This is a genomic window from Azonexus hydrophilus (assembly GCF_905120355.1).
In the GTDB taxonomy this organism is placed as follows: domain Bacteria; phylum Pseudomonadota; class Gammaproteobacteria; order Burkholderiales; family Rhodocyclaceae; genus Azonexus.
In genome coordinates, this window is sequence record NZ_CAJHOB010000004.1 from 157,813 (window position 1) to 182,745 (window position 24,933).

Here is a 24,933-nt window from a genome sequence, read left to right on the forward strand (position 1 = left end):
GCTTAGTCCTCCAGCAGTACCGTGCTGTCGCAGCCAACCCGCACGGTCCCCCAGTGCCGATTGTCGATCATGATTGGCAGGTTGATTTCCGACAGAATTTCACCGGTATCGCGGGCGTAAGTTTGTACCAACAAGGGGGCGGTGTTGTGCGCGCCGCGCTGGCCGGTGGGGTCGCTCCATATGCGGCGGGTGCGGTTGCCGAGCAGATCAGTCTGGTAATCGCCGGTCAGCGGTCTGGAAAACTTCAGGTTGTGGATGGCGCCGTAGCCTTTGGTGTCGATGATGAGGGCAAAAATACCGCCCTTCAGCTTGCTCAGCGTGTCTTCAAGTAGGGGCTGCAGCTGGCGTTCAAACGCTGCGCAGTAACTGACGTCGTATTTCTGCGGATTGGTGCGTGCCAGTGGCTGGTAATTCTGGTCCCAGATATTGACGCCTTCGGCGGCGAGCGCGGTCAGTCGTTCCTGAATCCGGTCGCGGAAAAGGCGGGCCTGGTCGACGTTGAAGTCGAATGCCCCTCGCCCGATCTTGAAACGCGACACCAGCTCCTGCACGCTTTCCGCAGCCTGGCTGAGCATTTCCGAGGTTTTGCTCGAATCTTCCATGCTGGCGGCGACATTGCCGGAAAGCGTCTGCACCTGATGCACTGAATCATGCACCTGACCGTTGGTGGCTGTCAGTTCCTCCATGGCGCTGGCGATCTGGTTCAGCTGATCACCGGTGCGCTCGAAATTGCCCACCATGTTCTGGAATTCAGCAGCGGAATGTTCGACAACCTGCCGTGCTTGCATGATGTCTGCGTTGATGGCTTCGTTTTCCTGCTGGGTTTCCAGCACCAAATCAGTCATTCCAGCGATATTGCTGGTGATTTCCTGCGTGGCGACATCGACCCGTTCGGCCAGTTTGCGCACTTCGTCGGCGACCACGGCAAAACCGCGCCCCATTTCGCCAGCGCGGGCGGCCTCGATGGCTGCGTTCAGAGCCAGCAGGTTGGTCTGATTGGCAATATCCTTGATCAGGCTGGCGATCTGGCGAATGCTGTCGGAACGCTCGGCCAGCATGCCGACCGTATCGTTGAAGGCGGCCAGTTTGTTGCTGACGTTTTGTACCTTGCTGACGAAATCGTGCATTTCCAGCAGCGAATTGCGTGCTGTACTCAGGTTGCGCTCGGTATCGTTGGAGATCATGGCGGCCGATGCGGACACCTCCTGGATGGCCTGGATGGCCTCGCCACTGGCGGAAAATACTGCTCTTGCCAGCTCGCCTTGCTCGTCGGCGCTGCGTGCCGTCACTGTCACGGCACGGCGCACCACGACGGCTTCCCGGGCGATGTCCACACTGGCGCGGCGGACTTCGCTGATGATTTCGCGCATCTTGTCGGCAAAGCGGTTGTATGCCTCGGCCAGGGTGCGCAGTTCATCATGGGTCATGGTGGGAAGATCGCGTGAAAAATCGCCTTCGCCGCGCCCGATTTCGTCGAAAATCTGCGCAATCATGCGTACCGGCCGCAAGATCAGAAAACGGATGTAGAGAATCTGCATCACGTTCCAGCACAAAGCCACCACTGTGAGGCCGATCATCAGTGTCAGGGTGGTATCCAGTCCTTGCGAAACCCGTAATAACGCATCCTGACCGATGCTGGATTGCGCCAGCTCCGCCATGATGGCTTGCTTTTCGCGGAAGTAGACCACCAGATAGCCAAGATCAATGACGAAAAGAACCAGAAAACTCATCAACTTCTTGGTCAATGAGTTCCAGAAAGTGCGCTCATTCCAATCGTAAAGACGCCAGAATAATTTCATTGGAATCACCCGGAATTTTTAAAAGTATCGAATTCAATACCGGTTTGCTAGTAACCGTCAAGCGGATGAAACAAATTCGCAATAAAGCGCCGATCCGGGGTATGCCGCAGTGCGTTTCACAGGCGTGGATTAAATCCCGCATTGTGAAACACATTGCTTAATACAATGAAAAATATGGAAAAATTTTTGTCTTGTGTCTTATATAAGACTCTTGCTGCTCTGCAAAAAACGCTCTATACTTTGCCCATGCTGTCGGACAAAAAAACCGACGGTTTTTTGAGAAATACCACCCTGACTACGAAGGAAGACACATGAGCACTCGCGAACAGCAAATCGCCGCCCTGGAAAAAGACTGGGCTGAAAACCCCCGTTGGAAGCTCGTCAAGCGCGGCTACTCCGCTGCTGACGTGGTTCGTCTGCGCGGCTCCCTGCAGCCGGAATACACCCTGGCCCAGCGCGGCGCCAAGGTCCTCTGGGAAAAGGTCAACGGCGGTGCCAAGAAGGGTTATGTGAACGCCTTCGGCGCCATCACCGCTGGTCAAGCCATGCAACAGGCCAAGGCTGGCCTGGAAGCCGTGTATCTCTCCGGCTGGCAGGTTGCTGCCGACGGCAACACCTCGGAAACCATGTACCCGGACCAGTCGCTGTACGCCTACGACTCCGTCCCGACGATGGTTCGCCGCATCAACAACACCTTCAAGCGCGCTGACGAAATCCAGTGGTCGCGTGGCATCAATCCGGGCGACGAAGGCTTCATCGACTACTTCCTGCCGATCGTTGCCGACGCAGAAGCCGGTTTCGGCGGCGTGCTGAACGCCTTCGAACTGATGAAGAACATGATCGCCGCCGGCGCCGCCGGTGTGCACTTCGAAGACCAGCTGGCTGCCGCCAAGAAGTGCGGCCACATGGGTGGCAAGGTGCTCGTCCCGACCCGCGAAGCCGTCGAGAAGCTGATCTCCGCTCGTTTCGCTGCTGACGTCATGGGCGTTCCGACGCTGATCCTGGCTCGTACCGATGCTGAAGCCGCCAACCTGATCACCTCCGACTACGACGACAACGACAAGCCCTTCCTCACCGGTGAGCGCACCCAGGAAGGCTTCTACCGCGTCAAGAACGGTCTGGAGCAATCGATCTCCCGCGGCGTGGCCTACGCCCCGTACGCCGACCTCGTCTGGTGCGAAACCGGCGTGCCCGATATCGGCTTCGCCCGCGAATTCGCCCAGGCCGTGCAGGCCGCCTGCCCAGGCAAGCTACTGTCGTACAACTGCTCGCCGTCTTTCAACTGGAAGAAGAACCTCAACGACAGCCAGATCGCCTCCTTCCAGGAAGAACTGTCGGCGCTGGGCTACAAGTACCAGTTCATCACCCTGGCCGGTATCCACGTCAATTGGTACAACACCTTCAAGTTCGCCCACGCCTATGCTCGCGGCGAAGGCATGAAGCACTACGTTGAAATGGTTCAGGAACCGGAATTCGCCGCTCGCGAACAGGGCTACACCTTCGTGTCGCACCAGCAGGAAGTCGGTACCGGTTACTTTGACGAAGTCACCACCGTCATCCAGGGCGGTTCCTCCTCCGTGAAGGCCCTGACCGGCTCGACCGAAGAAGAGCAGTTCCACTAAGCAACCGCTTACGATTGCCGCGACATCCTGCGGCATCCAGAAGGCCGATCCTCAAAAGGGATCGGCTTTTTTCGTTCCTGATCCATCGCCCCCATGAGTACAATGTACTAATCACAAAGACATGAGCACCCATGGACACAGCACAAGAGAAAAAGCATAAGAGCAAGCCCAGCTTGAGGGTGTGGGTAACAGCATCCTCGATCTTCGGGCTTGGATCGCTCAACGTCGCGACACTCATGCATGACGGAGCCCACCAATTTGCCTATAACGGCATCCAGAACATTCTCGGCGTCGCTGATACGCTGCTCATGCGAGTAGGTGCTGAGGCAGTCTCACATAAGCTGCTTGCACAGAGCCCTACCTCAAAACAAGAAGTCCATATCAAGCAGGCGACAGCCGGGATTCGTACTGAACTCGACAATGAACGATCAGTGCATAGAACGCTACAAAGCACGCATCGCACTGAGATTGAGCGGCACAATGCTTTGGCAGCCAAACACCGTGATCTTGATAGCCGACATCAGGCGGTACTGAAGAGCTATGGTGACTTGGAGGCTCGCCACGCAAGAGTCAGTTCCGAACATGCGGCACTCACCAAGCAACAGACCCAGCAAGCAGCAGTTGCAAAGCGCGTGTCTGAACGAATCACTCCGCGCATAACCAACACCGCCAGACGTAGCGCGTCGTCACTCCCTGCAAAAGTTGCCCCTATCGTCGGCACAGTAATGGCGGCAGGAATGACGCTGTGGGACATCAAGGATATGTGCGACACACTCCGGGACATGAATGAATTGAAGTCTGCCCACGGACTGCCAGCCACAGATCACTCTGCTGTTTGTGGAATGAAATTACCAGGCCGATAACATCAGCCAAGTTCAGCAAGGAACAGCGCCACCTGTTCAGTCCTAGCTGCGGCATCAAGGTAACTCAGTTTGAGCAGCAACGTAGCCACTTGATCATCATCGCAATACAGGTAGGCAACAGGCACTCGAAGCGAATCAGCGATAAGTCTCACGGTTGGCAAGGGCGGCTCATGAACACCAAGCTCATAACGACTGATCCGCGCTCTGGCGCTTGATTCGTCAATTCCAATCGCAACGCCCACCCGCTCCTGAGACCAGCCCAAAGCCTCGCGTACTTGACGCATCCGACGTCCGACGACGCTCGGTGAACATTGGGTGGCAGTTGGGCGAGACATGTTGCGAGTCTCGTGACAAAATGCCGCTGTGTTGTCACGTTTTTCGTTACAATTAACCTTACAAGAAGGTTAGATAGTCCAAGAGCGTAACAAAAAAATATAATAAATAACCAAATGAAAAACTGGATTCTCCCCGCGATCATAGCAATTACACTAGCCGCAACAATCGCGACAGCATATTACATAATCCGCAAGATAAAACAAGACAAGATTGACAACCACAACACCACCGCAACAAAACTAAAGTTAATAGCAATCCTAATAATGTACCTAGTATCGGTAACTTCGACATGGGTGGAGGTTCGGCTATTTAAAGATATTGACGGATTTGATCCATCGATATTCCCAATCATCGCGATGAGTGTCAGCATCATAATTTTTTACGTTTTAAAAAAAGAGATCGGGAGAAAGGCACTAATCATCTCTGGGGCAGCATCGATATTAATCAGTTTACTCTTGCTTCTTGCATTGGCCAACTTGCCACTGCTATCGAATGGGCCTGGAGTATTTATATTCGCAATTGCATCTGCCTTGCAAATGTATGTAGCCGTAAAATACAGGCCCAAAAATCCCCAGCCATTTGAAATTAGGATAACGATATGATTCCGGCAGCAGTCCCCCTCGCAGCGTTCGCCACATCATCGATTGTCAGCAGCATAGTTACATTATATGGAGTTGCAACTGATGTTAACGACTGGATGAACAAACATATTCTGTCGATGCAAGAAAGTGAAAACATCACAGTATCACGCACCGGCAAAGTGTTAGAGGGAGCAAAGTTTGGATTTGGCTTGGGATACGCCGCACCCATCATAGCAATCGCTACTGGCCAAATGCTACTTGGAAACCCTCTGTCAGTGATAACGACAGTTGCCACAGCTGCAACCATATCGAATCCGATTGCAATGACGTGCGCATCAATCGGGGCAATATACTATGGCTGGAATGCACTTAATGATTCCGAACGCAATGACATACTCGACAAACTGAGCCGAGGCCTAGAAATTGGCATTGAACTCATTAAGTCAATAATCCAGTACATTCTAAACGGCATTGCCTCTGTTGTAACTTCAAATAACGTAAAGCTTCTGAAGGAATACATAGAGAAAGAAGCTGCAGTGTTTGGCAGAACACTGTACGACATCACTCGCAGCGCCACAGATAAAGTGATAGCCACTCTAAATCATACGGTCACTACAGCAAATTCCGTCATTGAAGCGTCAGTCGAAGCAGCCTCAGTTGCGGGAAACACACTAAAAAGTTACGGTAGCCAATGTATAGAAACCGTCAAAACAGCACTGCCAAGTAGCTTGAATAACAGCGATAAAAATAACCAGAAAGATAAAAACAGCAGAAATCAATAAACAACGCATTCATACTTTGAGGAAGCAACATGCCATCGAGACACCACAAAATCACAAAGACAAAAGCAAAAGCTGCACTTTTAACAGTGGCATTAACACTCCTAGGGGGCTGCGCGAACGGCTTTAGTGACTTTTACACACAGAATGTGAACAGCATCGAGGCCGAAAGAGAACTAATACTTTTAAAAGCAGGCGAAATGCCAATAATTTATGAGAGTGACAACCCAGACCGCGACATCGACATATTAAAATCAAAAAATCACGTACTAATTGGGCACTCGCTATTTAACGGAAAAATTCACTCAAAAGACCTACTTATACAGCAGGCAACAAAAGTTAAGGCTACGCACGTAGTTTACACTTCAAAATACACGAATAGCCAGATCACTAGCTCTCCGCTGATACTACCTAATGGATTTGGTGGATTTTCGTCGACTACAATGATAGGCCAACAGTTACGCTTCGACCAATTAGCAGCATTTATGGCAAAGTCAAAAACAAAACCTAGATTTGGCATTGGCCCGGAAGATTTAAATCCAGAAACAAGGAAAAATCTAGGGACAAATAAAGGAGTACTGGTGATGATCGTATTCGATGACACGCCAGCATTCAACGCTAACTTATTCAAGGGCGACGTTATAACCCATGTCAATAACAGAGAGGTATTGAATACGGAGCACCTAGGAAGGGTACTCAATGCAATTCCAGAAGATACGAAAACTGTTGATCTATCAATCCTAAGAGATGGAAAGACAATCGACCTTGTATTAAATCTAAAATAAGGACCACACCAGACCGATAGTTCATCTGCAAACATTTTCGGCGAAAATCATTACTCTTAGCAATAGATCACTGAAAAACAAGCCCCCGACAGGAATACCTCTCGGGGGTTTTTCTTTATGGAGTCCATCGCGAATACACCCCCTCCTGCACACACCTGCCTCATATGCTTAAACACTGGAGAGTCAAATGCTCGTCATCACTGACCAAACCCAAACTACCGCAATCAGTAACCTGCCCCTGAGGCAACTCATTGAACAACGAATTAATGAACGGAATGAATACTGCTCAGGGGACCCCGATGAACTCGGTCCCATCATCGTCATCGAGCCTATCGATACCGTGCGCGATCTTGAGGCAGTCACGGGCTTTTCAATCATCGAAGGGCTATTCGACGATTCCCGCTTTGGTGACGAGAATTTCGCCCCCTCGTTCGAGTTCGCAGAATCCCATGGGGATCACCTGTTCGAACTGGTCTATATCGTCAGCGATGGCGGATATGGCTACGACATCTTCATCCAGAACACCCCCGGCATTGATCCCGTTCTACTTGCATTTTGTCAGGCCTATGCCACACAAAACCCAGATCAACTGTAAACCACCACCACCACCCTGCACTTCTCAATCCAAGCCGCCCTGGCCATCACGGTCTCGGCGGCATTAGTCATTTATGGAGGACAACAATATGCAAAACCCGAACATTTCCGTTGCCCAGCAAATGGGCTTGGTCCCGATGCCTAAGCCGATGAAGAACCGGCAAGAGGTCTGCTGGCTACTTTCACAGCACCGGAAATGTGGCTAAGACTTCGACACCGATCAAACCCCATCCTACCAATCAACCGCCCCCGACAGGTTTCAGCCTCTCGGGGGTTTCCTTTTTTGGAGTCCTGTATGTCACATAGCAGTAATAAGCAACACCCCCTCGTCGCTGAGATGGTGGCCAGCCTGGATGAAACGCAACGCGAAGCATACGAAGAACGCGCCGCAATTCTGGAATTCGATGCCGGTGTCGATCGACACCTGGCTGAAGCATGGGCGCTGCTGGAAGTCATCAAAAAATACAGATGGAACGAATCGAATCAACTTTGAAAAGGCGCTCTTCCTGCCACCTTATATGAAGGACTACTTCATGAAGCACTATCAACCAACACAGAGGATTCAGCATGCAAGATCAGCAAACCACTCTCGCCACCGAAATAAGCATCGTCAAGGTGGATACCTGCCCAAGCCTGTCCGGAAGGTCACAACTGAGCTACCAGATTGCCAAGGGCACCTCAGGCGATATCCACTTTCGCATCACACAGAACACGGGCAGCGGTCAGTTCAACGCTGACTGGATTTCGCTGGACGATATCGAAGCCATCATTTCAGCAATACCCCCCGAGAGAGCGCTGTCATCTACGGCGCTGCTGCCGCTATACAGAGGCAAGAGCAGCAATAGCCCAGCCTTCCTCTTCGCCGCGTTGAAAGCTGAAGCTTTGGTGATCTCACAGGATGACAAAGACAAAGGCTATCTGTCTGGGGACATCAAGGCCTTCCGGCAGTCAGCTATCTCGATGAACACGCAGCAAGCATCACCCCCGGATCAAGACCAGGCAACGAGCCATAAAGCCACGCCGCGTAAAACCAAGAGAGCAAATTGATCACTGGCATGACTGCCGCCATGGTCACCGCTGCATTGCTCGGGATGTGCTTCAGCACGACAAGATGGCTGGGCATCGCTGCTACATCGGCCCTCGCCTTTGACCGGCCTTGGCTGGCAGCAGTCGTCGGCTTATGCATTGCAGCCTGGATTTACCTCTTCAAGTTTCGTAAGTAACCACACTCAAAGGAGCATCACCATGTACGAATATCATCTGCAATCTGTCATCAGCAAAATGCTGGAACTCGAAACACCTGAACTGTTCATCCCGACAGCTCATTCCATGGCGGTATCTCATTTCGAACAGTGAATATCAGCAAACCGCATTACCGCATCACCTGATCTGCCAGCGGCAGATATCCCATAGCCCCCCCCTCCCACAAGCACAAAATCTGAGCAGTATCAAACCCGCATCCGTTAGCACGGAGGCATCTGCACGCCATTTTTAGCGGCAGGGAGGGGGTTGCACACCATTCTTTCAGGGATTTATATGCACGAAACGAGCGCACACTTCATTAATTCAACCATCGTCCAGGAAGCAGAACGACTGGATGTTGCTGACAAACATTTCGGCATCCGCTTTCCGATCAACGTAGAACCCATGATCTTTCAGTTCGCATCACAGCTTGCGCCTTCATACACCGGTGGATACTGGCACTTCTACACCTTGACTAACGGCGGCTTCTTCATGGCACCAAACATGGACGAAACATTCGACGTCATCGCCGACAATGGGTATTCGGGCAATCTGTCGGCGGAAGCGCTCGGGATCACGGCATGCCTGTACGCATTCAGCAACCTGTCCTTTGGCGAAGGCGTGTTCGCTGAAACGTGTGCAGAGCACTACCACCAGTTACTTGACTTCGCCATGATGCACCCCGAGGTTGGAGAAATCCGGGCAGCAATAGACTGACCCACCGAACCTGCTCCCACCTGCCCCCCCTGCAGATTAAGGGGTGGTGGGGGGAGGGGTAGCAACGAACGCCGTTCAGAAAAAAATCTGTGCTTAACTACATTGCCAGTTGGTCCATGGCGCAAGACATAGCTACTCTCAAAACGAATTTCATCCACACCGGGCCCTATTGATTTGAGACCATAAACACCATGCATGAAAAATACGAAACGACGTACTTCGCCGACGACAGAACAGTCACGATTGATGAAGCAGTCGCAAAGTTGATCGGCTGGATGCGTACCGAGCGGCGGATTCCACATTTGCAGGTCACCCTCGATGGAATTGATCGAACTCAGTTCGTTCGACTTTATCGACTGCCCGAGCCTTTGATGAAAATCATCCACGACGAACGTGAAACTGCCCGGCTAAAACTTTTCGAAGCTGCAGATGCATGGTTCGCAAGCACAAAGTCGTCTGAATTCTCTGACAAGAAACGCAACGAGCTCTTTGAAATCGTCGCTGCTCGCGAGGCCGACTTCGATTATTGGGACAACATCGGCGAGCAAGCAGCAAAGTACTTCAAAGCCATTGAAGCAAGCTTGGACAGGAAAAACAGCCCGCTCAAAACTGACAGGAGCAACCCTGACCTGATAGTCACGGCAAGCCTGCGTGACTGGGCGAAGCGGCAATTCAAAATCGATATCGACGAACAGGACCCGGCGAAGGTAGCCAAGCCAAGGAACAAAGGCCAACTCGTTTGCCGTGTCATCCTGAAAACAATCACTGAACTCGGCTATGAACCTACGGAGCTCCCCAAGACTCACACCAGCAACAGAGGGGGAATTAAAGCCGAAGTCCGCAAACAGCTTGTGACTCCAGGTTCTCAGCTATTCCAGCACCCAGAGCGCTCGACAGAACACCAGAAGCGATACGAAACCAAGCTCTTCAACAGACAATGGGAAAATCTTCTGAAAGCCAAAAAGATCGGCTATACCCTCTGACCCAAAAATTGTGCACTAGGGGATAGTTGAAGGGGGACACCCACTCAGGCCGAAACTCCTCATCGCCGTAACCAATCAAGGAGAAACGACGATGAGTAGCAAGCTAGCCACTTCTTTCAACCCAGCCCAGTTGAAGCCCCCCCTTAAGCCAAACATCGAGGGCACCCACCTTCGAGAAACCACGAGCATTGCGACCACAGAAGTAGCGAACGATCAGCCGTTCGTTCGCTCTAACGCGAAAAATGACGTCACCCTCCAGGAGCCGCAACGGGTTGAATACGTCACTGAACTCGATCGGCATCCAGCACTTGATCCTGCTCGCTTCCCCAATCGTCCCCATGGCCAGCACGCACCACCGACCACAGCTAGCAACGTCGCCTACATACTCAAAGAGCATGGCATTTCCATACGTTACAACGTCATAAAAAAACAGCCTGAGATTCTTTGGGAGGGGCAACGGGGCGTATCCGAAAATCTGTCCTCTACCGCACTGAATGTGGTCATGAGTCTGATGCTCAAGAACCATATGTCCCCCACTCAGGTGCCAGCGATGCTTGAGGTGATTGCCAATCAAAACCCATACAGCCCGGCAGCAGATTGGATCAACAGTAGGCAGTGGGATGGCATAGATCGCCTCCAGGATTTCTGCGGCACGCTAACCGAGAGGTCTGACTTCTCTGCCGAGCTGAAAAAGACGTTGATTCACCGTTGGCTGATCAGCGCCGTGGCCGCCGTCCTAATGGAAAATGGCTTTCGCTGTCGCGGCATTCTGACGCTACAAGGGCCACAATCGATCGGCAAGACGAGTTGGATTCGGAAACTGATCGATGTCCCTGAACTGCAAAAAGATTTAATCCGAATTGACCATCATCTTGACGCGGGCAACAAGGACTCAAAACTTACCGCGATCAGCCACTGGATCGTTGAGATAGGAGAACTCGACAGCAGCCTGAAAAAGGACGTCGCCCGCCTGAAAGGCTTCATCACCAGCGACCGGGATAAAATTCGGCGCCCCTACGCTCGCGGTGATTCCGAGTATCCACGCAGGACTGTCTTCTGTGCATCGGTCAACGATCACGCATTCCTAGTCGATCAAACAGGGAACAGTCGGTTCTGGACGATCCCTGTCACTGCGATCAAATACCAGCACGACGTCGATATGCAGCAACTTTTTGCCCAGGTGGCTGTTGATTACAAAAACGGCGTTCCTTGGTGGCTGACGCAAGAGGAAGAACAGCTACTGGAACATCACAATAAGGACCATCGGACTGTCAGCATCATCCGAGAACGACTTATCGCGGCAATCAATACAGACCCTTTACCTACGCAAAAGGAGACAAAACCCTACACCGCCGGTCAGGCACTTGGGCAGATCGGCTACGAACGACCAAGCAACCAGCAGTGCAAGGAGGCCGCTACAGTCCTGCGCGAGATGTTGGGCGAACCAAAGAAAATCCAAGGCAATTACAAATGGCGCATCCCTTTCAGAGAGTTCAACAGCTTTGGTTCGAGCTGGTACCAGCCAGCACCAGATCCTGATGACCTCTACTGAGCCCTGTTACTTCGAAATCTGCCACCACCTCCTCCACCAGCAAAAAAAAGGGGGGGGGAGGGGGTAGCACCTGCACTGAAAGCAAGTGGAGTAAATTATGCACCACAAGAACGCAGTACCTCTGCCGCCTGATCAGCACATCAACAATGAACCTAAAGACATTTCAGCGGAATCCGCTCAATTTTTCGAGGAATTACACAACATACTCGTTGCGCGAATAGCTTCTCTTGAACCCAATCGACCAACCCCCTACACCGCCAAGGAATTATGCGGAGAAGAAGTCTGGGAAATTTTCAAAAACGCTGGTGATCATCTGCCCAACAAGATCGGACAAACGATCTCACACTGGACCGACACAAAGCGCCTTCCTATAAGGAAGAGCCCTACAAAAAATAGTGCAAACGCTTTGCAATATTGGATTGTCTTGTAAAGCTCAGATGTAGAAGTCCGGAAATGGGAAACAAATTTCTCACTGGGTGTGAGAAATCCATCCCATTTCCTCCTTGCGGCGCCGCTGCCCCCCTCCCCCCACCTGCACCTGCGCCCACTCAAGCGCTGTGCCACCTGCACCCCGACGCGTCACGCCATCACCTGCCCCATCGGCACCGCCCAATCGCTCCACCTGCGCCCAAGACGCTAGCACCCTGCGCCCCGTCGTCGCCGCCCCCGAACACACCCCCACCCCCTCATCTGTATCCAGCATCACCCGGCGTCGATCCTTCATTTCATCGATCACTAACATCGCAGCCGGTTAGCAAATCGCAGCAGCGGCCTTGGGTTTGCTGCCCAAAATTCTGTTTTGAACTTGCACAGAAGTATTACAGACGCGCACAAACGGCAGCGCCCCGACGAGGCATCCTGAAATCTGTGATGCAAAGCCGACCCGATCTCATATGTGTGGCTCGCGCAAGCTCCCAAGGAGCCCTCTAGCGATGCATATCCAATATCGCAGCGGCTCTGTAGATGCCAAACGCCCGTTCCTTTGTCGAGTATCGGGCGTGTGCCCCACATTTATCAGGCCACGAACAATCTCCGCCATCTCCCTGGCAACGGGAGAACGGCATACCCCCTTTGAATTTCCCATGCCCATGCGATCGCGCCAGCATCCATTGGGATTTCACATTGCAATATGAAAGGAAGTGATCATGCCTATCGTCAGCATGGACCAAGCTTTCGTCAGGTCTGCGCAGTGTCCCGACGCCAAAAGCAAGATTGACTACTACGACCAAGCGATCACCGGCTTCATGCTGGAGGTTCGACATACGGGTGGCAAAACCTATTACCTGCGGTATCGGGATGACCGTGGAAAATTGCGCCAGCACAAGATCGGTGACGCGAAAAGTCTGACCTACGACAAAGCTCGGCAAGTCGCTCAACGACTTCGTTCTCGTGTTGTATTGGGTGAAAACCCTGCCGAAGATCGAAAGGTATTGCGCACCATTCCGACGTTGCTAGAGGTCGTTGAGCAGCGATACATCCCGAACATTCAGCAGCATCGGCGCAACTACAGTTCCACCCTCAGTTTCCTCCACAAGCATCTGCTGCCAGCTTTGGGGCATTTGCACTTGGACGAGATCACCCCGGAGAAAATTTCTGAGGTGCATGTTGCCTTGCGTGACAGTGGCTATGCGCTGGCTACTGCCAATCGCTTGCCAATCTTCATGAAGACAATCTACAACCTGTGTCGCCGCCAGAAGGTGCCGGGTGCTACCCCGAATCCAGCCAACGAGGTGCAATTGTTTCAGGTCAACAATGCTCGGGAACGGTATCTGACGCCCGAGGAAATTCAGCGACTCAGGGAAGCGTTGGAACTGAGCGAGAACCCCCAACTGCGATACATCGTGCCCTTGCTGTTGCTGCTCGGCTGCCGCAAGCGCGAATTGCTCGATGCTCGGTGGGAATATGTCGATCTGGAACGCCGACTTTTGTACGTACCGCTGTCCAAATCTGGAAAGCCACGGAACATTCCTCTATCGCTACAGGCGGTGGAAATGTTCAAGCAGCTTCCACGATGGAGGGGCTGCCCTTTCGTCATTCCCAATCCCAAAACCCTGAAACCCTATGTCTCCCTGTATGAGCCTTGGCATGTTGCTCGCAAACGCGCGGGGCTTGAAGATGTTCGGATACACGATCTGCGACATACCGCCGCCAGCATGCTGGTTCAGGCCAATATCCCCATCTACACGGTCTCGAAGATTCTCGGACACACGCAGTTGAAGACGACAGAGCGGTACTCCCATTTGGCAGACGATTCTTTGCTTGCTGCTGCTGACACTGCCGCCAATGCCATGGCAAACGTTTGGGCCACCTCAAAATCTTCACCGGTGTAGCGTGACCTTGGGCAAAATTCTCCCTTTGTCAGCCTCTTCCCCTCCCCAGCTTTGCAACCCAGTGGGTAGGTGGTGGGTGTCGGCTTGGCACCAACCGAAAAATCCGGAATTCCACTCAGTACCGATGCACCTCTACATACTGTCAGCTCGTTGAAATACTGTGGGTGGCAAGGTAATGGCCGAGAGAAAATCGAACTATTTCGTTGTGCTGCAAGGGTTTCCGCGTTTCTCTCCAAGATTCAACACCTTCAAGTTCGCCCACGCCTATGCTCGCGGCGAAGGCATGAAGCACTACGTTGAAATGGTTCAGGAACCGGAATTCGCCGCTCGCGAACAGGGCTACACCTTCGTGTCGCACCAGCAGGAAGTCGGTACCGGTTACTTTGACGAAGTCACCACCGTCATCCAGGGCGGTTCCTCCTCCGTGAAGGCCCTGACCGGCTCGACCGAAGAAGAGCAGTTCCACTAAGATGCTTTAAGCGTACCGCACGGCAGTGTGGCAACAAGGACCGCCCCGATTGGGGCGGTTTTTTTTATTCGGTGCCGAAGGCCTGAGGTGCAGATAAAAAACCGGCCCTCGCAAGGGCCGGCTGTCTGTGACGCGAGAGTACGGCTTAGGATTTGACCGGGATCTTGCCGATTTTGATCTGCCATTCCTGCGGACCGGTTTCATGCACACTGGTGCCGGCCGAATCGACAGCGACGGTGACCGGCATATCCTGGACGTCGAACTCGTAGATGGCTTCCATGCCAAGGTCGGCGAAACCGACGACCTTGGCCGTCTTGATCGCCTTGGCGACCAGGTAGGCAGCGCCGCCGACAGCCATCAGGTAGGCCGACTTGTTGTCCTTGATCGCCTCGATGGCGACCGGACCGCGCTCGGACTTGCCGATCATCGAGATCAGGCCGGTCTGCTCCAGCATCATGCGGGTGAACTTGTCCATGCGCGTGGCGGTGGTCGGGCCGGCCGGCCCGACGACTTCATCGCGTACCGGATCAACCGGGCCGACATAGTAGATGACGCGGTTGGTGAAATCGACCGGCAGTTTCTCGCCCTTGGCCAACATGTCGGCGATGCGCTTATGCGCTGCATCGCGGCCGGTGAGCAGCTTGCCGTTGAGGAGCAGCTTCTGGCCAGGCTTCCAGGCGGCGACTTCTTCCTTGGTCAGGGTATCGAGGTTGACGCGGGTTGCCGATTTGAGGTCCGGCGTCCAAGTCACTGCCGGCCAGTCTTCCAGCTTCGGCGGTTCAAGCTTGGCCGGGCCGGAGCCGTCGAGGTGGAAATGGCAGTGGCGGGTGGCGGCGCAGTTCGGAATCATCGCCACCGGCAGCGAGGCGGCGTGTGTCGGATAGTCCATGATCTTGACGTCGAGCACGGTGGTCAGGCCGCCAAGGCCCTGGGCGCCGATGCCAAGCGCGTTGACCTTCTCGTAAAGTTCGAGGCGCAGCTGTTCGACGCGTGAAAGTTCCGCGCCCGACTTCTGCTTGGCGATCAGATCCTGGATGTCGACCGGCGCCATCAGCGATTCCTTGGCCAGCAGCATGGCCTTTTCCGGAGTGCCGCCGATGCCGATACCGAGAATGCCCGGTGGACACCAGCCCGCACCCATGGTGGGCACTGTCTTCAGAACCCAGTCGACGATCGAGTCGGACGGGTTCAGTGCGTAAAATTTGGACTTATTCTCCGAGCCGCCGCCCTTGGCCGCGCAGATCACTTCGACGTGGTCGCCTTCAACCAGTTCGAAATGGACCACTGCCGGGGTATTGTCCTTCGAGTTCTTGCGGGCGCCGGCTGGATCGAGCAGAACCGAGGCGCGCAGGGGGTTGTCCGGGTTGGTGTAGGCGCGGCGCACGCCTTCATTGATCATTTCCTGCACGCTCATCGTGGCGTCCGGCCAGGTGACCTGCATGCCCACCTTGATGAAGACGACGCCGATGCCGGTGTCCTGGCAAATCGGGCGATGGCCTTCGGCGGCCATACGTGAATTGGTCAGGATTTGTGCGATGGCATCCTTGGCTGCCGGTGATTCCTCGCGCTCGTAGGCTTCGCCGAGGGCTTTGATGTAATCGAGCGGGTGGTAGTAGCTGATGTACTGGAAGGAATCGGCGATCGACTGGATCAGGTCTTCCTGCTTGATGGCGGTCATAAAGGGTCTCCGTTTTAGTGGTCGTGCTGGTGCTGCAAAATGAGGGTCTGGGTCATGATCTTGTCCACCCAGGCCATGGCTAGTGCCGAGAAGATGAATACGAGATGGATGATCACCTGCCATTGCAGGGTGTGCTCAGGCAGGTTGCCGGCATTGATGAAATTTTTCAGGAGATGGATCGACGAGATGCCGATGATCGCCGTCGATAGCTTGATCTTGAGGACGCCGGCATTGACGTGGTTGAGCCATTCGGGTTGGTCGGGGTGCTCGTCCAGATGCAGGCGTGAGACGAAGGTTTCATAACCGCCGACGATGACCATGATGAGCAGGTTGGCGATCATCACGATGTCGATCAGGCCAAGTACGACGAGCACGACGTCTGCTTCGCTCAGTGGTGTGTCAGCAAAGAAGCCATGTGCAAGATGACCTAGTTCGACCATGAACTGCCAGACGAAGAAAGCCTGGGCAAGGACCAGTCCGAAGTAGAGCGGAGCTTGCAGCCAGCGGCTGGCAAAGAGGAAGGAGGGCAGCAGTTTGGTTGGTTGCATGCGGAGTTGTAGGTGGATGAAATGAATTCTCGGGAAGGATCGTCGCAGGCTATGAAAAATGGGCTGCTACGGGCCGAAAGGGGCGGCAAGTTTAGCATGGGCGGAGCGGGCTGTTTGCAGGTGCTGCAATGCTGCGCCGCAGCGTGATTTCGTAAGGGCTTTGTAAGATTATCATCGTGTAATGAACTCCGTCGCCGGCCTGGGAGGATGTCAGGCTTCTGGTGTATGCGGTTTGGTTATGCTTGTTCATCGCTTATCAATTACAGCCGGGTTCGCCCGGTTCGATTTTTTTTGTTTCAACACACGTGCGAAGTACCGCAGAGGAGAAAAATATGTCGAATGAATCCGTGCAGTTCTACTATCCGTCCGAAGAGATCGTGAAGAACGCAGCGGTTTCCGGGATGGACGCCTACAAGGCGCTGTGCGCGGAAGCGGAAGCCGATTACGAAGGGTACTGGGCCAAGCGCGCCCGTGAGCTGATCAGCTGGAAAGAGCCGTTTACCCAGGTGCTGGACGAATCGAACGCACCGTTCTACAAGTGGTTTGCCGATGGCAAGCTGAACGTTTCCTACAACTGCCTGGATCGTCAGGTCGAGGCCGGCAAGGGCGACAAGGTTGCCATCATTTTCGAAGCCGATAATGGCGATGTCACCAAGGTCACCTACAAGGAACTGCTGGTCAAGGTCTGCAAAATGGCCAACCTGCTCAAGAGCAAGGGGGTCAAGAAAGGCGACCGCGTCGTCATCTACCTGCCGATGACGGTGGAAGGCATTGTTGCGATGCAGGCCTGCGCTCGTATCGGCGCGACGCACTCGGTGGTGTTTGGTGGTTTCTCGTCGCAATCCCTGCGCGACCGTATTAACGACGCTGGTGCTGTCATGCTGATTACTGCCGACGGCCAGTTCCGTGGCGGCAAGTCCATCCCGCTCAAGCCCATCGCAGACGAAGCCTTCGCGCTGGGGGGATGCGAGTCGGCCAAGAACGTCATCGTCTTCAAACGTACCGGCGCAGAAATCAACATGGTGGCCGGGCGTGATTCGTGGCTGCACGAAGGGCTGGAAGGCCAACCGGAAACCTGCGATCCGGAATGGGTTGAGGCCGAGCATCCGCTGTTCCTGCTCTACACCTCCGGTTCCACCGGCAAGCCGAAGGGGGTGCAACACTCCACCGGCGGTTATCTGCTGCACGCCATCATGACGATGAAGTACACCTTCGATATCAAGGACAGCGACACCTTCTGGTGTACCGCCGATATCGGCTGGGTGACCGGTCACACCTACATCACCTATGGCCCGCTGGCCTGCGGTGCGACCGAAATCGTCTTTGAAGGCGTACCGACCTATCCCAACGCCGGGCGCTTCTGGAAAATGGTGCAGGACCACAAGGCCACCATCTTCTACACCGCGCCAACGGCCATCCGTTCGCTGATCAAGGCTTCCGAAGCCGATGCCGCCGTGCATCCGAAGAGCTTCAACCTGTCTTCCCTGCGCATCCTCGGTTCGGTGGGCGAGCCGATCAATCCGGCGGCATGGACCTGGTACTACGAAAACGTCGGCGGATCGCGTTGCCCCATCGTCGATACCTTCTGGCAAACCGAAACCGGTGGCCACATGATCACCCCGCTGCCGGGGGCCACGCCGATGGTGCCGGGTTCCTGCACCCTGCCGTTCCCGGGTATCCAGTTCGCCGTGGTCGATGAGACCGGTGCCGAACTGCCGTGGGGTCAGGGCGGTATCCTGGTGTGCAAGAAGCCGTGGCCGTCGATGATCCGTACCATCTGGAACGACGACGAGCGCTTCGTGAAGTCCTACTTCCCGGCCGATTTCCAGGGCAAGCTCTATCTGGCAGGTGACGGCGCCATCCGTGACAAGGATACCGGCTACTTCACCATCACCGGCCGTATCGACGACGTGCTGAACGTTTCCGGTCACCGCATGGGCACCATGGAAATCGAATCGGCGCTGGTTGCTAACCCGCTCGTTGCCGAAGCTGCCGTCGTTGGTCGCCCGGACGACCTGACCGGTGAAGCCATTGTCGCCTTCGTCGTGCTCAAGGGCCAGCGCCCGACCGATCCGGAAGCGACCAAGAAATTGGTCAAGGAATTGCAGGATTGGGTGGGCAAGGAGATCGGGCCGATCGCCAAGCCGAAGGACATCCGCTTCGGTGACAACCTGCCGAAGACCCGTTCCGGCAAGATCATGCGCCGTCTGTTGCGTGGCCTGGCCAAGGGTGAAGAGCTGACGCAGGACACCTCGACGCTGGAAAATCCGGCCATCCTGGAGCAACTGCGCGGCTAAGCATAACCAGGGCGAGAGGAGACGAGGAACCGCCGATGTAGCGGTTCCATGTGGTCTGACGGACTGCAAGCCCAAATGGCTGGTGCGCTTGGCGTACCAGCCATTTTTTTCAGGAGGAGTGTGATGCGACGCACCAGCCTGACACGCCAGCGCCTGACGGCACTGAGCCTGTTTGCTGCCACGCTGCTGACTTATCCGCTGCTGGGCCTGGCGCAGGGCTCACTGGCCGGCTGGCCGGTGGTGGTTGTGTACCTGTTCGGGGTCTGGGCCGGGGTCATTGTTCTGGCGGCGTTGATCGCTGAAAGCCGGGGGCGCTGATGCTTTCCGGCTGGCTGGTGACTTTCCTGGCAGTGCTCTACCTGGGGACTTTGTTTGCCATCGCGCGCTACGGTGATGCGCGGGCGGATGCTGGCCGGTCGATCATTTCAGCCAATGTGTATGCCTTGTCGCTGGCCGTCTTCTGCACCTCCTGGACCTTTTTTGGCAGTGTCGGCCGGGCCACCTCGGGCGGGCTGTCCTTCCTGACCATCTATCTCGGCCCGACCCTGATGCTTCTGTGTGTTGGCGTTCTGGTCAAGATGCTGCGCATCGCCAAGGCGCAGCGCATCACCAGCATTGCCGATTTCATCGCTGCCCGCTATGGCAAGAGTGCCTTGTTGGCCGGCCTGGTGACGGTGATCGCGGTCATCGGTGTGGTGCCCTACATCGCCTTGCAGTTGAAAGCGGTGGCGGCCAGTCTCGAAGTTCTGGTCGATCAGCCTGGTCAGGGGGTGCGTCTGGCGGGCATCGATTCCACCTTGCTGGTCGCCGCAGTGCTTGCTGCCTTCACCATCCTGTTTGGTACCCGGCACCTTGATGCCACCGAGCGTCACGAAGGCATGGTGGCTGCGGTGGCTTTCGAGTCGTTGGTCAAACTGCTGGCTTTCCTGGCGGTGGGCCTGTTTGTGACCTACGGCATGTACGACGGTTTTAGCGATATTTTCACGCGGGCGGCAGCTCACCCGCAGTTGCGCTCGCTGCTGGCGCCTGATACGCCGCAAGCCAGTACCTGGGTGGCGATGATCGTGCTGTCGGCATTTGCCATCATTTTTCTGCCGCGCCAGTTTCAGGTGCTGGTGGTGGAAAATGTGGATGAATCGCACCTGAAACGGGCGCTCTGGCTGTTTCCGCTGTATCTGCTGCTGATCAATATTTTCGTGCTGCCGGTGGCGCTGGGGGGACTGCTGCATTTTGGCAGCGCGGTGAATCCTGATGTCTTCGTGCTGACCCTGCCGCTGGCTGAAAATGCGAAGGCGCTGGCGTTGTTCGTATTCATCGGCGGTCTGTCAGCAGCCACCGGTATGGTGATTGTCGAAACCATCGCGCTATCCACCATGATCTGCAATGACCTGGTGATGCCTATCCTGCTGCGTTCTCATTGGCTGCAACACGAGCGGCATCCGGATCTCTCCGGCGTGCTGATCGGCATTCGGCGCCTGGCCATCGTGCTGGTTCTGCTGCTGGGTTATGTCTATTTCAAGGCGGCAGGCGAGGCGCATGCGCTGGTCGGGATCGGTCTGATTTCCTTCGCGGCGGTGGCGCAATTTGCGCCGGCCTTGTTTGGCGGCATGTACTGGAAGCAGGGGACGCGCGCCGGCGCCCTGGCCGGCTTGCTGGCAGGATTCTCGGTCTGGCTATATACATTGCTCCTGCCGGCCTTCGCCAAATCCGGCTGGATTGACGATCATTTTCTGACCGCTGGCCTGTTTGGCTTCGAGCTGTTGCGGGCGCAGGCCATGCTCGGTTTGACCGGCCTTGATGAGATTTCGCACTGCCTGTGGTGGAGTTTGCTGGCGAACGGTCTGGCCTATGTGCTGGTGTCGCTGCTGACCCGGGCCGATGCCATGGAAGCGCGGCAGGCCGAAGCCTTTGTCGATGTGTTCCGCCACAGCTGGCAGCTGCCGGATAGCCGCCCCTGGCGAGGGAATGCTTCACTCTCCGAAGTGGCCAGGTTGCTGGAGCGATTTCTCGGACCGCAACGCGCCAGTGCGCAGTTGCGCCTGTATGCGCAGAGTCGTGGTGTATCCGATTGGCTTGATCTGCCGGCGGATGCGCAGTGTGTTGCCTTTGCCGAAAATGAACTGGCGGGCGCCATCGGCTCGGCCAGCGCACGCGCCATGGTGGCGAGCGTGGTGCGGGAGGAGGATCTGGGGCTGGAGGAGGTGTTCGAGATTCTTGATGAAGCCAGCCAGATTCGTGCCTACAGCCGTGAACTGGAGGACAAGCAGCGGGCGCTGGAAGCGGCAACCAGCGACTTGCGTGCTGCGAATGAACGCCTGCGCGAGTTGGATCGGATGAAAGACGATTTCATCTCCACCGTGACGCACGAATTACGCACACCACTGACTTCCATCCGCGCCCTGTCGGAAATGCTGCACGAAGATCCGGAACTGGAACCGGCTCAGCGTACCCGTTTCCTGGCCATCATCGTCAGCGAAACCGAACGTCTGACCCGGCTCATCAACCAGGTGCTGGACATGGCCAAACTCGAATCGGGACGGGCGGAGTGGGTGACTGGGGTGGTGCAGGTGGATGCCGTCGTTGCTGAAAGCGTGGCAGCGCTGGAACCCTTGTTCCGCGACAAGGACGTGCGGCTGACACCGGATATTGCTGCCGCTGTGCCGCCGGTGCTGGCTGATCGGGATCGCCTGATGCAGGTGGTGGTGAATCTGTTGTCGAATGCGGTCAAGTTTGTGCCCGCCACGACGGGCGCAGTCAGCGTCAGTGTGAGCGTTGCTGATGGCATGGTGCGGGTCGCGGTGGCAGACAATGGCCCGGGGCTGACAGAGGAAGAGTGCCGCAGCGTTTTCGAGAAATTCCGCCAGGGCGGCAACACCCTGACGAACAAGCCGCAAGGTACCGGTCTGGGCCTGCCGATCAGCCGGCAGATCGTCGAACACTTTGGTGGTAAGCTTTCGGTCGAAAGTGCGCCGGGGGCTGGTGCCACCTTCATTTTCACGATTCCAGCACAGGGATCGGATGCACAACGATAGGAGACTAAAAAAGAATGTCAAAAAAAGTACTGATCGTCGATGACGAACCCAATATCGTCATTTCTCTGGAATTTCTCGTCAAGAAAGAAGGTTTTACGGTTGCCGTGGCTGCCGATGGCGAGGAGGCGCTGGCCAAGGTGGCCGAATTTTCGCCCGATCTGATTCTGCTTGATGTGATGATGCCGAAAAAATCCGGCTTCGAGGTGTGCGAAGCCCTGCGTGCCGACCCTGCGCGCAGTGGCCTGAAAATCATCATGCTCACCGCCAAGGGGCGTGATACGGAAATGGCCAAGGGACTGGCTCTGGGAGCGGATGCCTACATGACCAAGCCATTCTCCACCAAGGATCTGATCGCCCGCATCCGCGAGGTGCTGGCGGCGTGAGGTTTGTACTACGTACGCCGAATCCTTCCCCCTTTTTTTCTTTCCTGCAGAACCCATGAAAGCTAAAGCACGTTTCCTGCTCGCCATTGCCGTGCTCGGTCTGTTGATGACCGGACCTTTCCTGATCACCGTACTGCTGGTCTGGGTCGGGATGGAAGAGATCGAGCACCAGAAATTACTCGATCTCCTGCTGCCGCATCTGCCGGTGGGCATTTCCATGACCCTGTTTGGCTTCGTGGTGGGTGTGGTCGTGTTGCACAAGCTGTTCAAGCAGTATGTGGAGGGTCTGCTCGGCATGGCAGAGCAGTTGCACATGATGCTGGCGGCCAACCGCAACTTCCGCGTCAAGCAGGAGGGGCCGCCCGAAGTCGAGCAACTGGCGAAAGCAGCCAACGATCTGGCGGCGCAGCGCGATGCCTTGCTCGACGATGTGGAGACACGTATCGCCCAGGCCAATGCCTCCATCGAGGAAGAGAAGAACCGGCTAGCGGCGCTCATGTCGGAACTGGCGCAAGCTGTCGTGGTGTGCAATCTCGATGGCCGCATCCTGCTCTACAACAATCGTGCCCGTCTGCAATTCAAGGCCTTGTCGCAGGGTGCAACCCCCTTGTCGCCGGGGCTGACCTCGGTCAGCGGAGGCACCTTGATCGGCCTGGGACGCTCCATTTTCTCCATCCTGGAAAAAAGCCAGGTCGAGCATGCGCGAGAAATCATCCACCAGCGTCTGGCCAAACACCAGAATCCGCTGGCCAATTTTGTCACCACCACGCTGGGTGGGCAGCTGCTGCGCATCCAGATGGTGCCGGTATTTGCTGGCGGCGCCGAGGAAGGCGAGCGGGCGATGACCGGATATGTGCTGACGGTGGACAACATCACCCGCGCCCTGGAAGAGGAAGCGCGCCGCGATCAGGCGCTGCATGCGCTGACCGAGGGCAGTCGGGCGGCGCTGGGCAGCATCCGGGCTGCGGTGGCGAACCTGATCGACTATCCGGACATGGATGCCGAGTTGCGCGAGCGTTTCGTCAAGGTGGTCGATGACGAGGCGGCGCAGATGAGCCGGCGCCTGGATGAGACCATGAGCGAGTTTTCCGATTCGTCGAAAACCCGCTGGCCGCTGGAAGATGTGCTGGCCATCGATATCATCGCGGCGGCCCAGCGGCGTATCGAGAGCAAGCTCGATCTGGTCGCGCGCATCGAGGATGTCGATGAAAGCCTGTGGATCAAGGCGGATAGTTACTCGCTGGTTTTTGCGCTGACCTTCATTGCCGAGCGCCTGCTCGATCATTACCAGATCCGCGATCTGCGTTTCCGAACCAGTTGCGAAGGCAAACTCGTGTATCTCGATGCAATCTGGGTGGGGCAGGCGGTGTCTTCGGAAACCTTCTATTCCTGGGAAATGGAAAACATGCAGGCGCTGGGCGAAACCTCCGCCTTGTCGCTGCGCGATGTGATTGATCGGCATGGTGGCGAAATCTGGTACCAGCGCGAGCGCGCCGCGCATCGCGCCTATTTCCGTTTCGTCCTGCCGCTGTCCACTCCGGGGGTCGAATTGGCCGAGGAACGGCGGGCCACTGGCCGGCCTGAATACTACGATTTCGACTTGTTCAAGTTCGAAGACAAGTCGATCGATCTGGACCGCAAGCTGTCGGAACTGGCCTACACCGTTTTTGATACCGAAACCACCGGCCTGGAGCCGTCCCGGGGCGATGAAATCATCCAGATCGGTGCCGCCCGCATTGTCAATAATCGCCTGCTGCGGCAGGAAACCTTCAATCAACTGGTTGATCCGGAAGGGCCGATTCCGCCGCAGGGTATTCCCATTCATGGCATCAGCGACGACATGGTGCGCGGGCAACCCAATATCGATGTGGTGCTGCCGGCGTTTCATGCCTTCTGTGAAGAAACCGTGCTGATTGCGCATAACGCCGCTTTCGACATGCGCTTTCTGCAATTGAAGGAGGAGCGCACCGGGGTTCGCTTTACGCAGCCGGTGCTGGATACCTTGCTGCTGTCAGCAGTGGTGCATCCGAATCAGGAGTCGCACAAGCTGGATGTGATCCTGGAGCGTCTGGGCATCCAGATCGGTACGCGGCACAACGCACTGGAGGATGCCCTGGCCACCGGCGAAGTCTTCCTCAAGCTGCTGCCGTTGCTGGAGGAGCAGGGCATCGTTACTGTTCGGCAGGCCTTGGAGGCAGCCGAAAAAACTTATTTCGCGCGCGTCAAATATTGAAATGACTACAACCGGGATGCAACCCGGGGCATTCGCCATGACTTGAACAATAAGGGGATTTTCGTGAGTACAGCACAAGAAGCAGGTGGCGTATCCGAGGTGGAAAAAAT

General features: G+C 55.4%; 23 protein-coding genes and 1 pseudogene. 19 read left to right on the top strand and 5 right to left on the bottom strand.

What is annotated here, in order from left to right:
• Nucleotides 1–2: 2 nt before the first annotated feature.
• On the bottom strand, nt 3–1,799 hold the full coding sequence (locus JYJ39_RS04555; protein WP_205202418.1) for a methyl-accepting chemotaxis protein: 1,797 nt from the start codon (nt 1,797–1,799) through the stop codon (nt 3–5).
• A 311-nt stretch (nt 1,800–2,110) separates the two neighbouring features.
• Here JYJ39_RS04555 and aceA point away from each other — a divergent pair, with 311 nt between their 5' ends.
• Together aceA and JYJ39_RS04565 are read left to right on the top strand one after the other, a co-directional pair.
• Nucleotides 2,111–3,421 (top strand): isocitrate lyase, encoded by a 1,311-nt coding sequence (gene aceA, locus JYJ39_RS04560; protein ID WP_205202420.1) that lies wholly within the window; start codon nt 2,111–2,113, stop codon nt 3,419–3,421.
• 131 nt (nt 3,422–3,552) lie between these two features.
• On the top strand, nt 3,553–4,284 hold the full coding sequence (locus tag JYJ39_RS04565) for a hypothetical protein (protein WP_205202423.1): 732 nt from the start codon (nt 3,553–3,555) through the stop codon (nt 4,282–4,284).
• Nucleotides 4,285–4,286: 2 nt separating this feature from the next.
• Here JYJ39_RS04565 and JYJ39_RS04570 read toward each other — a convergent pair whose 3' ends face one another.
• Entirely contained in the window at nt 4,287–4,568 is a 282-nt protein-coding gene (locus JYJ39_RS04570) for a helix-turn-helix domain-containing protein (protein ID WP_205202425.1), read from the bottom strand.
• Nucleotides 4,569–4,733: 165 nt separating this feature from the next.
• Between JYJ39_RS04570 and JYJ39_RS04575 the strand changes: the two genes are divergently transcribed.
• The 10 genes from JYJ39_RS04575 to JYJ39_RS04620 all read left to right on the top strand — a co-directional run bounded on the left by JYJ39_RS04575 (nt 4,734) and on the right by JYJ39_RS04620 (nt 12,283).
• Nucleotides 4,734–5,222, top strand: a complete 489-nt coding sequence (locus JYJ39_RS04575) for a hypothetical protein (protein ID WP_205202427.1) — start codon at nt 4,734–4,736, stop codon at nt 5,220–5,222.
• Complete coding sequence (locus tag JYJ39_RS04580; protein WP_205202429.1) at nt 5,219–5,983, top strand: hypothetical protein; 765 nt, start codon at nt 5,219–5,221, stop codon at nt 5,981–5,983. The genes JYJ39_RS04575 and JYJ39_RS04580 overlap by 4 nt, the downstream gene beginning before the upstream one ends.
• Nucleotides 5,984–6,012: 29 nt before the next feature.
• Nucleotides 6,013–6,765 carry a PDZ domain-containing protein gene (locus JYJ39_RS04585; protein WP_205202431.1) on the top strand — a complete coding sequence of 251 codons (753 nt, stop codon included), beginning with the start codon at nt 6,013–6,015 and terminating at the stop codon, nt 6,763–6,765.
• A 187-nt stretch (nt 6,766–6,952) separates the two neighbouring features.
• Complete coding sequence (locus JYJ39_RS04590) at nt 6,953–7,360, top strand: hypothetical protein (protein WP_205202432.1); 408 nt, start codon at nt 6,953–6,955, stop codon at nt 7,358–7,360.
• Between the two features lie 294 nt (nt 7,361–7,654).
• A complete protein-coding gene (locus tag JYJ39_RS04595) occupies nt 7,655–7,852 on the top strand; it encodes a hypothetical protein (RefSeq protein WP_205202433.1) in 198 nt (65 codons plus the stop codon).
• Nucleotides 7,853–7,926: 74 nt separating this feature from the next.
• Nucleotides 7,927–8,406 carry a hypothetical protein gene (locus tag JYJ39_RS04600; RefSeq protein ID WP_205202434.1) on the top strand — a complete coding sequence of 160 codons (480 nt, stop codon included), beginning with the start codon at nt 7,927–7,929 and terminating at the stop codon, nt 8,404–8,406.
• Between the two features lie 462 nt (nt 8,407–8,868).
• Entirely contained in the window at nt 8,869–9,318 is a 450-nt protein-coding gene (locus tag JYJ39_RS04605) for an antirestriction protein (RefSeq protein WP_205202435.1), read from the top strand.
• A gap of 191 nt (nt 9,319–9,509) precedes the next feature.
• On the top strand, nt 9,510–10,301 hold the full coding sequence (locus JYJ39_RS04610) for a hypothetical protein (protein WP_205202436.1): 792 nt from the start codon (nt 9,510–9,512) through the stop codon (nt 10,299–10,301).
• A gap of 91 nt (nt 10,302–10,392) precedes the next feature.
• Nucleotides 10,393–11,853, top strand: coding sequence for a VapE domain-containing protein (locus JYJ39_RS04615; RefSeq protein WP_205202438.1), 1,461 nt, complete (start codon nt 10,393–10,395; stop codon nt 11,851–11,853).
• A 97-nt stretch (nt 11,854–11,950) separates the two neighbouring features.
• Nucleotides 11,951–12,283, top strand: coding sequence for a hypothetical protein (locus JYJ39_RS04620; protein ID WP_205202440.1), 333 nt, complete (start codon nt 11,951–11,953; stop codon nt 12,281–12,283).
• A gap of 39 nt (nt 12,284–12,322) precedes the next feature.
• Here JYJ39_RS04620 and JYJ39_RS04625 read toward each other — a convergent pair whose 3' ends face one another.
• Nucleotides 12,323–12,577, bottom strand: a complete 255-nt coding sequence (locus tag JYJ39_RS04625; RefSeq protein ID WP_205202442.1) for a hypothetical protein — start codon at nt 12,575–12,577, stop codon at nt 12,323–12,325.
• A 421-nt stretch (nt 12,578–12,998) separates the two neighbouring features.
• Between JYJ39_RS04625 and JYJ39_RS04630 the strand changes: the two genes are divergently transcribed.
• Together JYJ39_RS04630 and JYJ39_RS04635 are read left to right on the top strand one after the other, a co-directional pair.
• Complete coding sequence (locus tag JYJ39_RS04630) at nt 12,999–14,183, top strand: tyrosine-type recombinase/integrase (RefSeq protein WP_205202444.1); 1,185 nt, start codon at nt 12,999–13,001, stop codon at nt 14,181–14,183.
• Nucleotides 14,184–14,421: 238 nt separating this feature from the next.
• A pseudogene (locus JYJ39_RS04635) lies at nt 14,422–14,652 on the top strand (isocitrate lyase); the annotation flags it as partial.
• Between the two features lie 145 nt (nt 14,653–14,797).
• On the opposite strand, the gene JYJ39_RS04640 reads toward JYJ39_RS04635, so the two are convergent.
• A complete protein-coding gene (locus JYJ39_RS04640; protein ID WP_205202445.1) occupies nt 14,798–16,330 on the bottom strand; it encodes a fumarate hydratase in 1,533 nt (510 codons plus the stop codon).
• Nucleotides 16,331–16,344: 14 nt separating this feature from the next.
• The gene (locus JYJ39_RS04645; RefSeq protein WP_205202446.1) at nt 16,345–16,878 is read right to left on the bottom strand and encodes a TIGR00645 family protein; all 534 of its coding nucleotides are present in this window, start codon (nt 16,876–16,878) and stop codon (nt 16,345–16,347) included.
• A gap of 332 nt (nt 16,879–17,210) precedes the next feature.
• Between JYJ39_RS04645 and acs the strand changes: the two genes are divergently transcribed.
• From acs to JYJ39_RS04670, 5 genes are all read left to right on the top strand, one after another.
• On the top strand, nt 17,211–19,175 hold the full coding sequence (gene acs, locus JYJ39_RS04650) for an acetate--CoA ligase (protein WP_205202447.1): 1,965 nt from the start codon (nt 17,211–17,213) through the stop codon (nt 19,173–19,175).
• A 123-nt stretch (nt 19,176–19,298) separates the two neighbouring features.
• Entirely contained in the window at nt 19,299–19,493 is a 195-nt protein-coding gene (locus tag JYJ39_RS04655; RefSeq protein WP_205202448.1) for a hypothetical protein, read from the top strand.
• On the top strand, nt 19,493–22,207 hold the full coding sequence (locus JYJ39_RS04660; protein WP_205202449.1) for a sensor histidine kinase: 2,715 nt from the start codon (nt 19,493–19,495) through the stop codon (nt 22,205–22,207). Before JYJ39_RS04655 ends, JYJ39_RS04660 begins: the two co-directional genes overlap by 1 nt.
• A 14-nt stretch (nt 22,208–22,221) precedes the next feature.
• Nucleotides 22,222–22,590, top strand: coding sequence for a response regulator transcription factor (locus JYJ39_RS04665; protein ID WP_205202450.1), 369 nt, complete (start codon nt 22,222–22,224; stop codon nt 22,588–22,590).
• Nucleotides 22,591–22,645: 55 nt separating this feature from the next.
• A complete protein-coding gene (locus tag JYJ39_RS04670; RefSeq protein ID WP_205202452.1) occupies nt 22,646–24,823 on the top strand; it encodes a 3'-5' exonuclease in 2,178 nt (725 codons plus the stop codon).
• Nucleotides 24,824–24,933 lie beyond the last annotated feature (110 nt).

Excerpts from the sequence above, each read along its gene's own strand:
- JYJ39_RS04620 (WP_205202440.1), top strand. The coding sequence starts at position 11,951 with ATGCACCACAAGAACGCAGTACCTCTGCCGCCTGATCAGCACATCAAC.
- JYJ39_RS04610 (WP_205202436.1), top strand. The coding sequence starts at position 9,510 with ATGCATGAAAAATACGAAACGACGTACTTCGCCGACGACAGAACAGTC.
- JYJ39_RS04645 (WP_205202446.1), bottom strand. The coding sequence starts at position 16,878 with ATGCAACCAACCAAACTGCTGCCCTCCTTCCTCTTTGCCAGCCGCTGG.
- JYJ39_RS04660 (WP_205202449.1), top strand. The coding sequence starts at position 19,493 with ATGCTTTCCGGCTGGCTGGTGACTTTCCTGGCAGTGCTCTACCTGGGG.
- JYJ39_RS04565 (WP_205202423.1), top strand. The coding sequence starts at position 3,553 with ATGGACACAGCACAAGAGAAAAAGCATAAGAGCAAGCCCAGCTTGAGG.
- JYJ39_RS04585 (WP_205202431.1), top strand. The coding sequence starts at position 6,013 with ATGCCATCGAGACACCACAAAATCACAAAGACAAAAGCAAAAGCTGCA.
- JYJ39_RS04575 (WP_205202427.1), top strand. The coding sequence starts at position 4,734 with ATGAAAAACTGGATTCTCCCCGCGATCATAGCAATTACACTAGCCGCA.
- JYJ39_RS04615 (WP_205202438.1), top strand. The coding sequence starts at position 10,393 with ATGAGTAGCAAGCTAGCCACTTCTTTCAACCCAGCCCAGTTGAAGCCC.
- aceA (WP_205202420.1), top strand. The coding sequence starts at position 2,111 with ATGAGCACTCGCGAACAGCAAATCGCCGCCCTGGAAAAAGACTGGGCT.
- JYJ39_RS04595 (WP_205202433.1), top strand. The coding sequence starts at position 7,655 with ATGTCACATAGCAGTAATAAGCAACACCCCCTCGTCGCTGAGATGGTG.
- JYJ39_RS04670 (WP_205202452.1), top strand. The coding sequence starts at position 22,646 with ATGAAAGCTAAAGCACGTTTCCTGCTCGCCATTGCCGTGCTCGGTCTG.
- JYJ39_RS04665 (WP_205202450.1), top strand. The coding sequence starts at position 22,222 with ATGTCAAAAAAAGTACTGATCGTCGATGACGAACCCAATATCGTCATT.
- JYJ39_RS04630 (WP_205202444.1), top strand. The coding sequence starts at position 12,999 with ATGCCTATCGTCAGCATGGACCAAGCTTTCGTCAGGTCTGCGCAGTGT.
- JYJ39_RS04655 (WP_205202448.1), top strand. The coding sequence starts at position 19,299 with ATGCGACGCACCAGCCTGACACGCCAGCGCCTGACGGCACTGAGCCTG.
- JYJ39_RS04640 (WP_205202445.1), bottom strand. The coding sequence starts at position 16,330 with ATGACCGCCATCAAGCAGGAAGACCTGATCCAGTCGATCGCCGATTCC.
- JYJ39_RS04555 (WP_205202418.1), bottom strand. The coding sequence starts at position 1,799 with ATGAAATTATTCTGGCGTCTTTACGATTGGAATGAGCGCACTTTCTGG.
- acs (WP_205202447.1), top strand. The coding sequence starts at position 17,211 with ATGTCGAATGAATCCGTGCAGTTCTACTATCCGTCCGAAGAGATCGTG.
- JYJ39_RS04600 (WP_205202434.1), top strand. The coding sequence starts at position 7,927 with ATGCAAGATCAGCAAACCACTCTCGCCACCGAAATAAGCATCGTCAAG.
- JYJ39_RS04580 (WP_205202429.1), top strand. The coding sequence starts at position 5,219 with ATGATTCCGGCAGCAGTCCCCCTCGCAGCGTTCGCCACATCATCGATT.
- JYJ39_RS04625 (WP_205202442.1), bottom strand. The coding sequence starts at position 12,577 with ATGAAGGATCGACGCCGGGTGATGCTGGATACAGATGAGGGGGTGGGG.
- JYJ39_RS04590 (WP_205202432.1), top strand. The coding sequence starts at position 6,953 with ATGCTCGTCATCACTGACCAAACCCAAACTACCGCAATCAGTAACCTG.
- JYJ39_RS04570 (WP_205202425.1), bottom strand. The coding sequence starts at position 4,568 with ATGCGTCAAGTACGCGAGGCTTTGGGCTGGTCTCAGGAGCGGGTGGGC.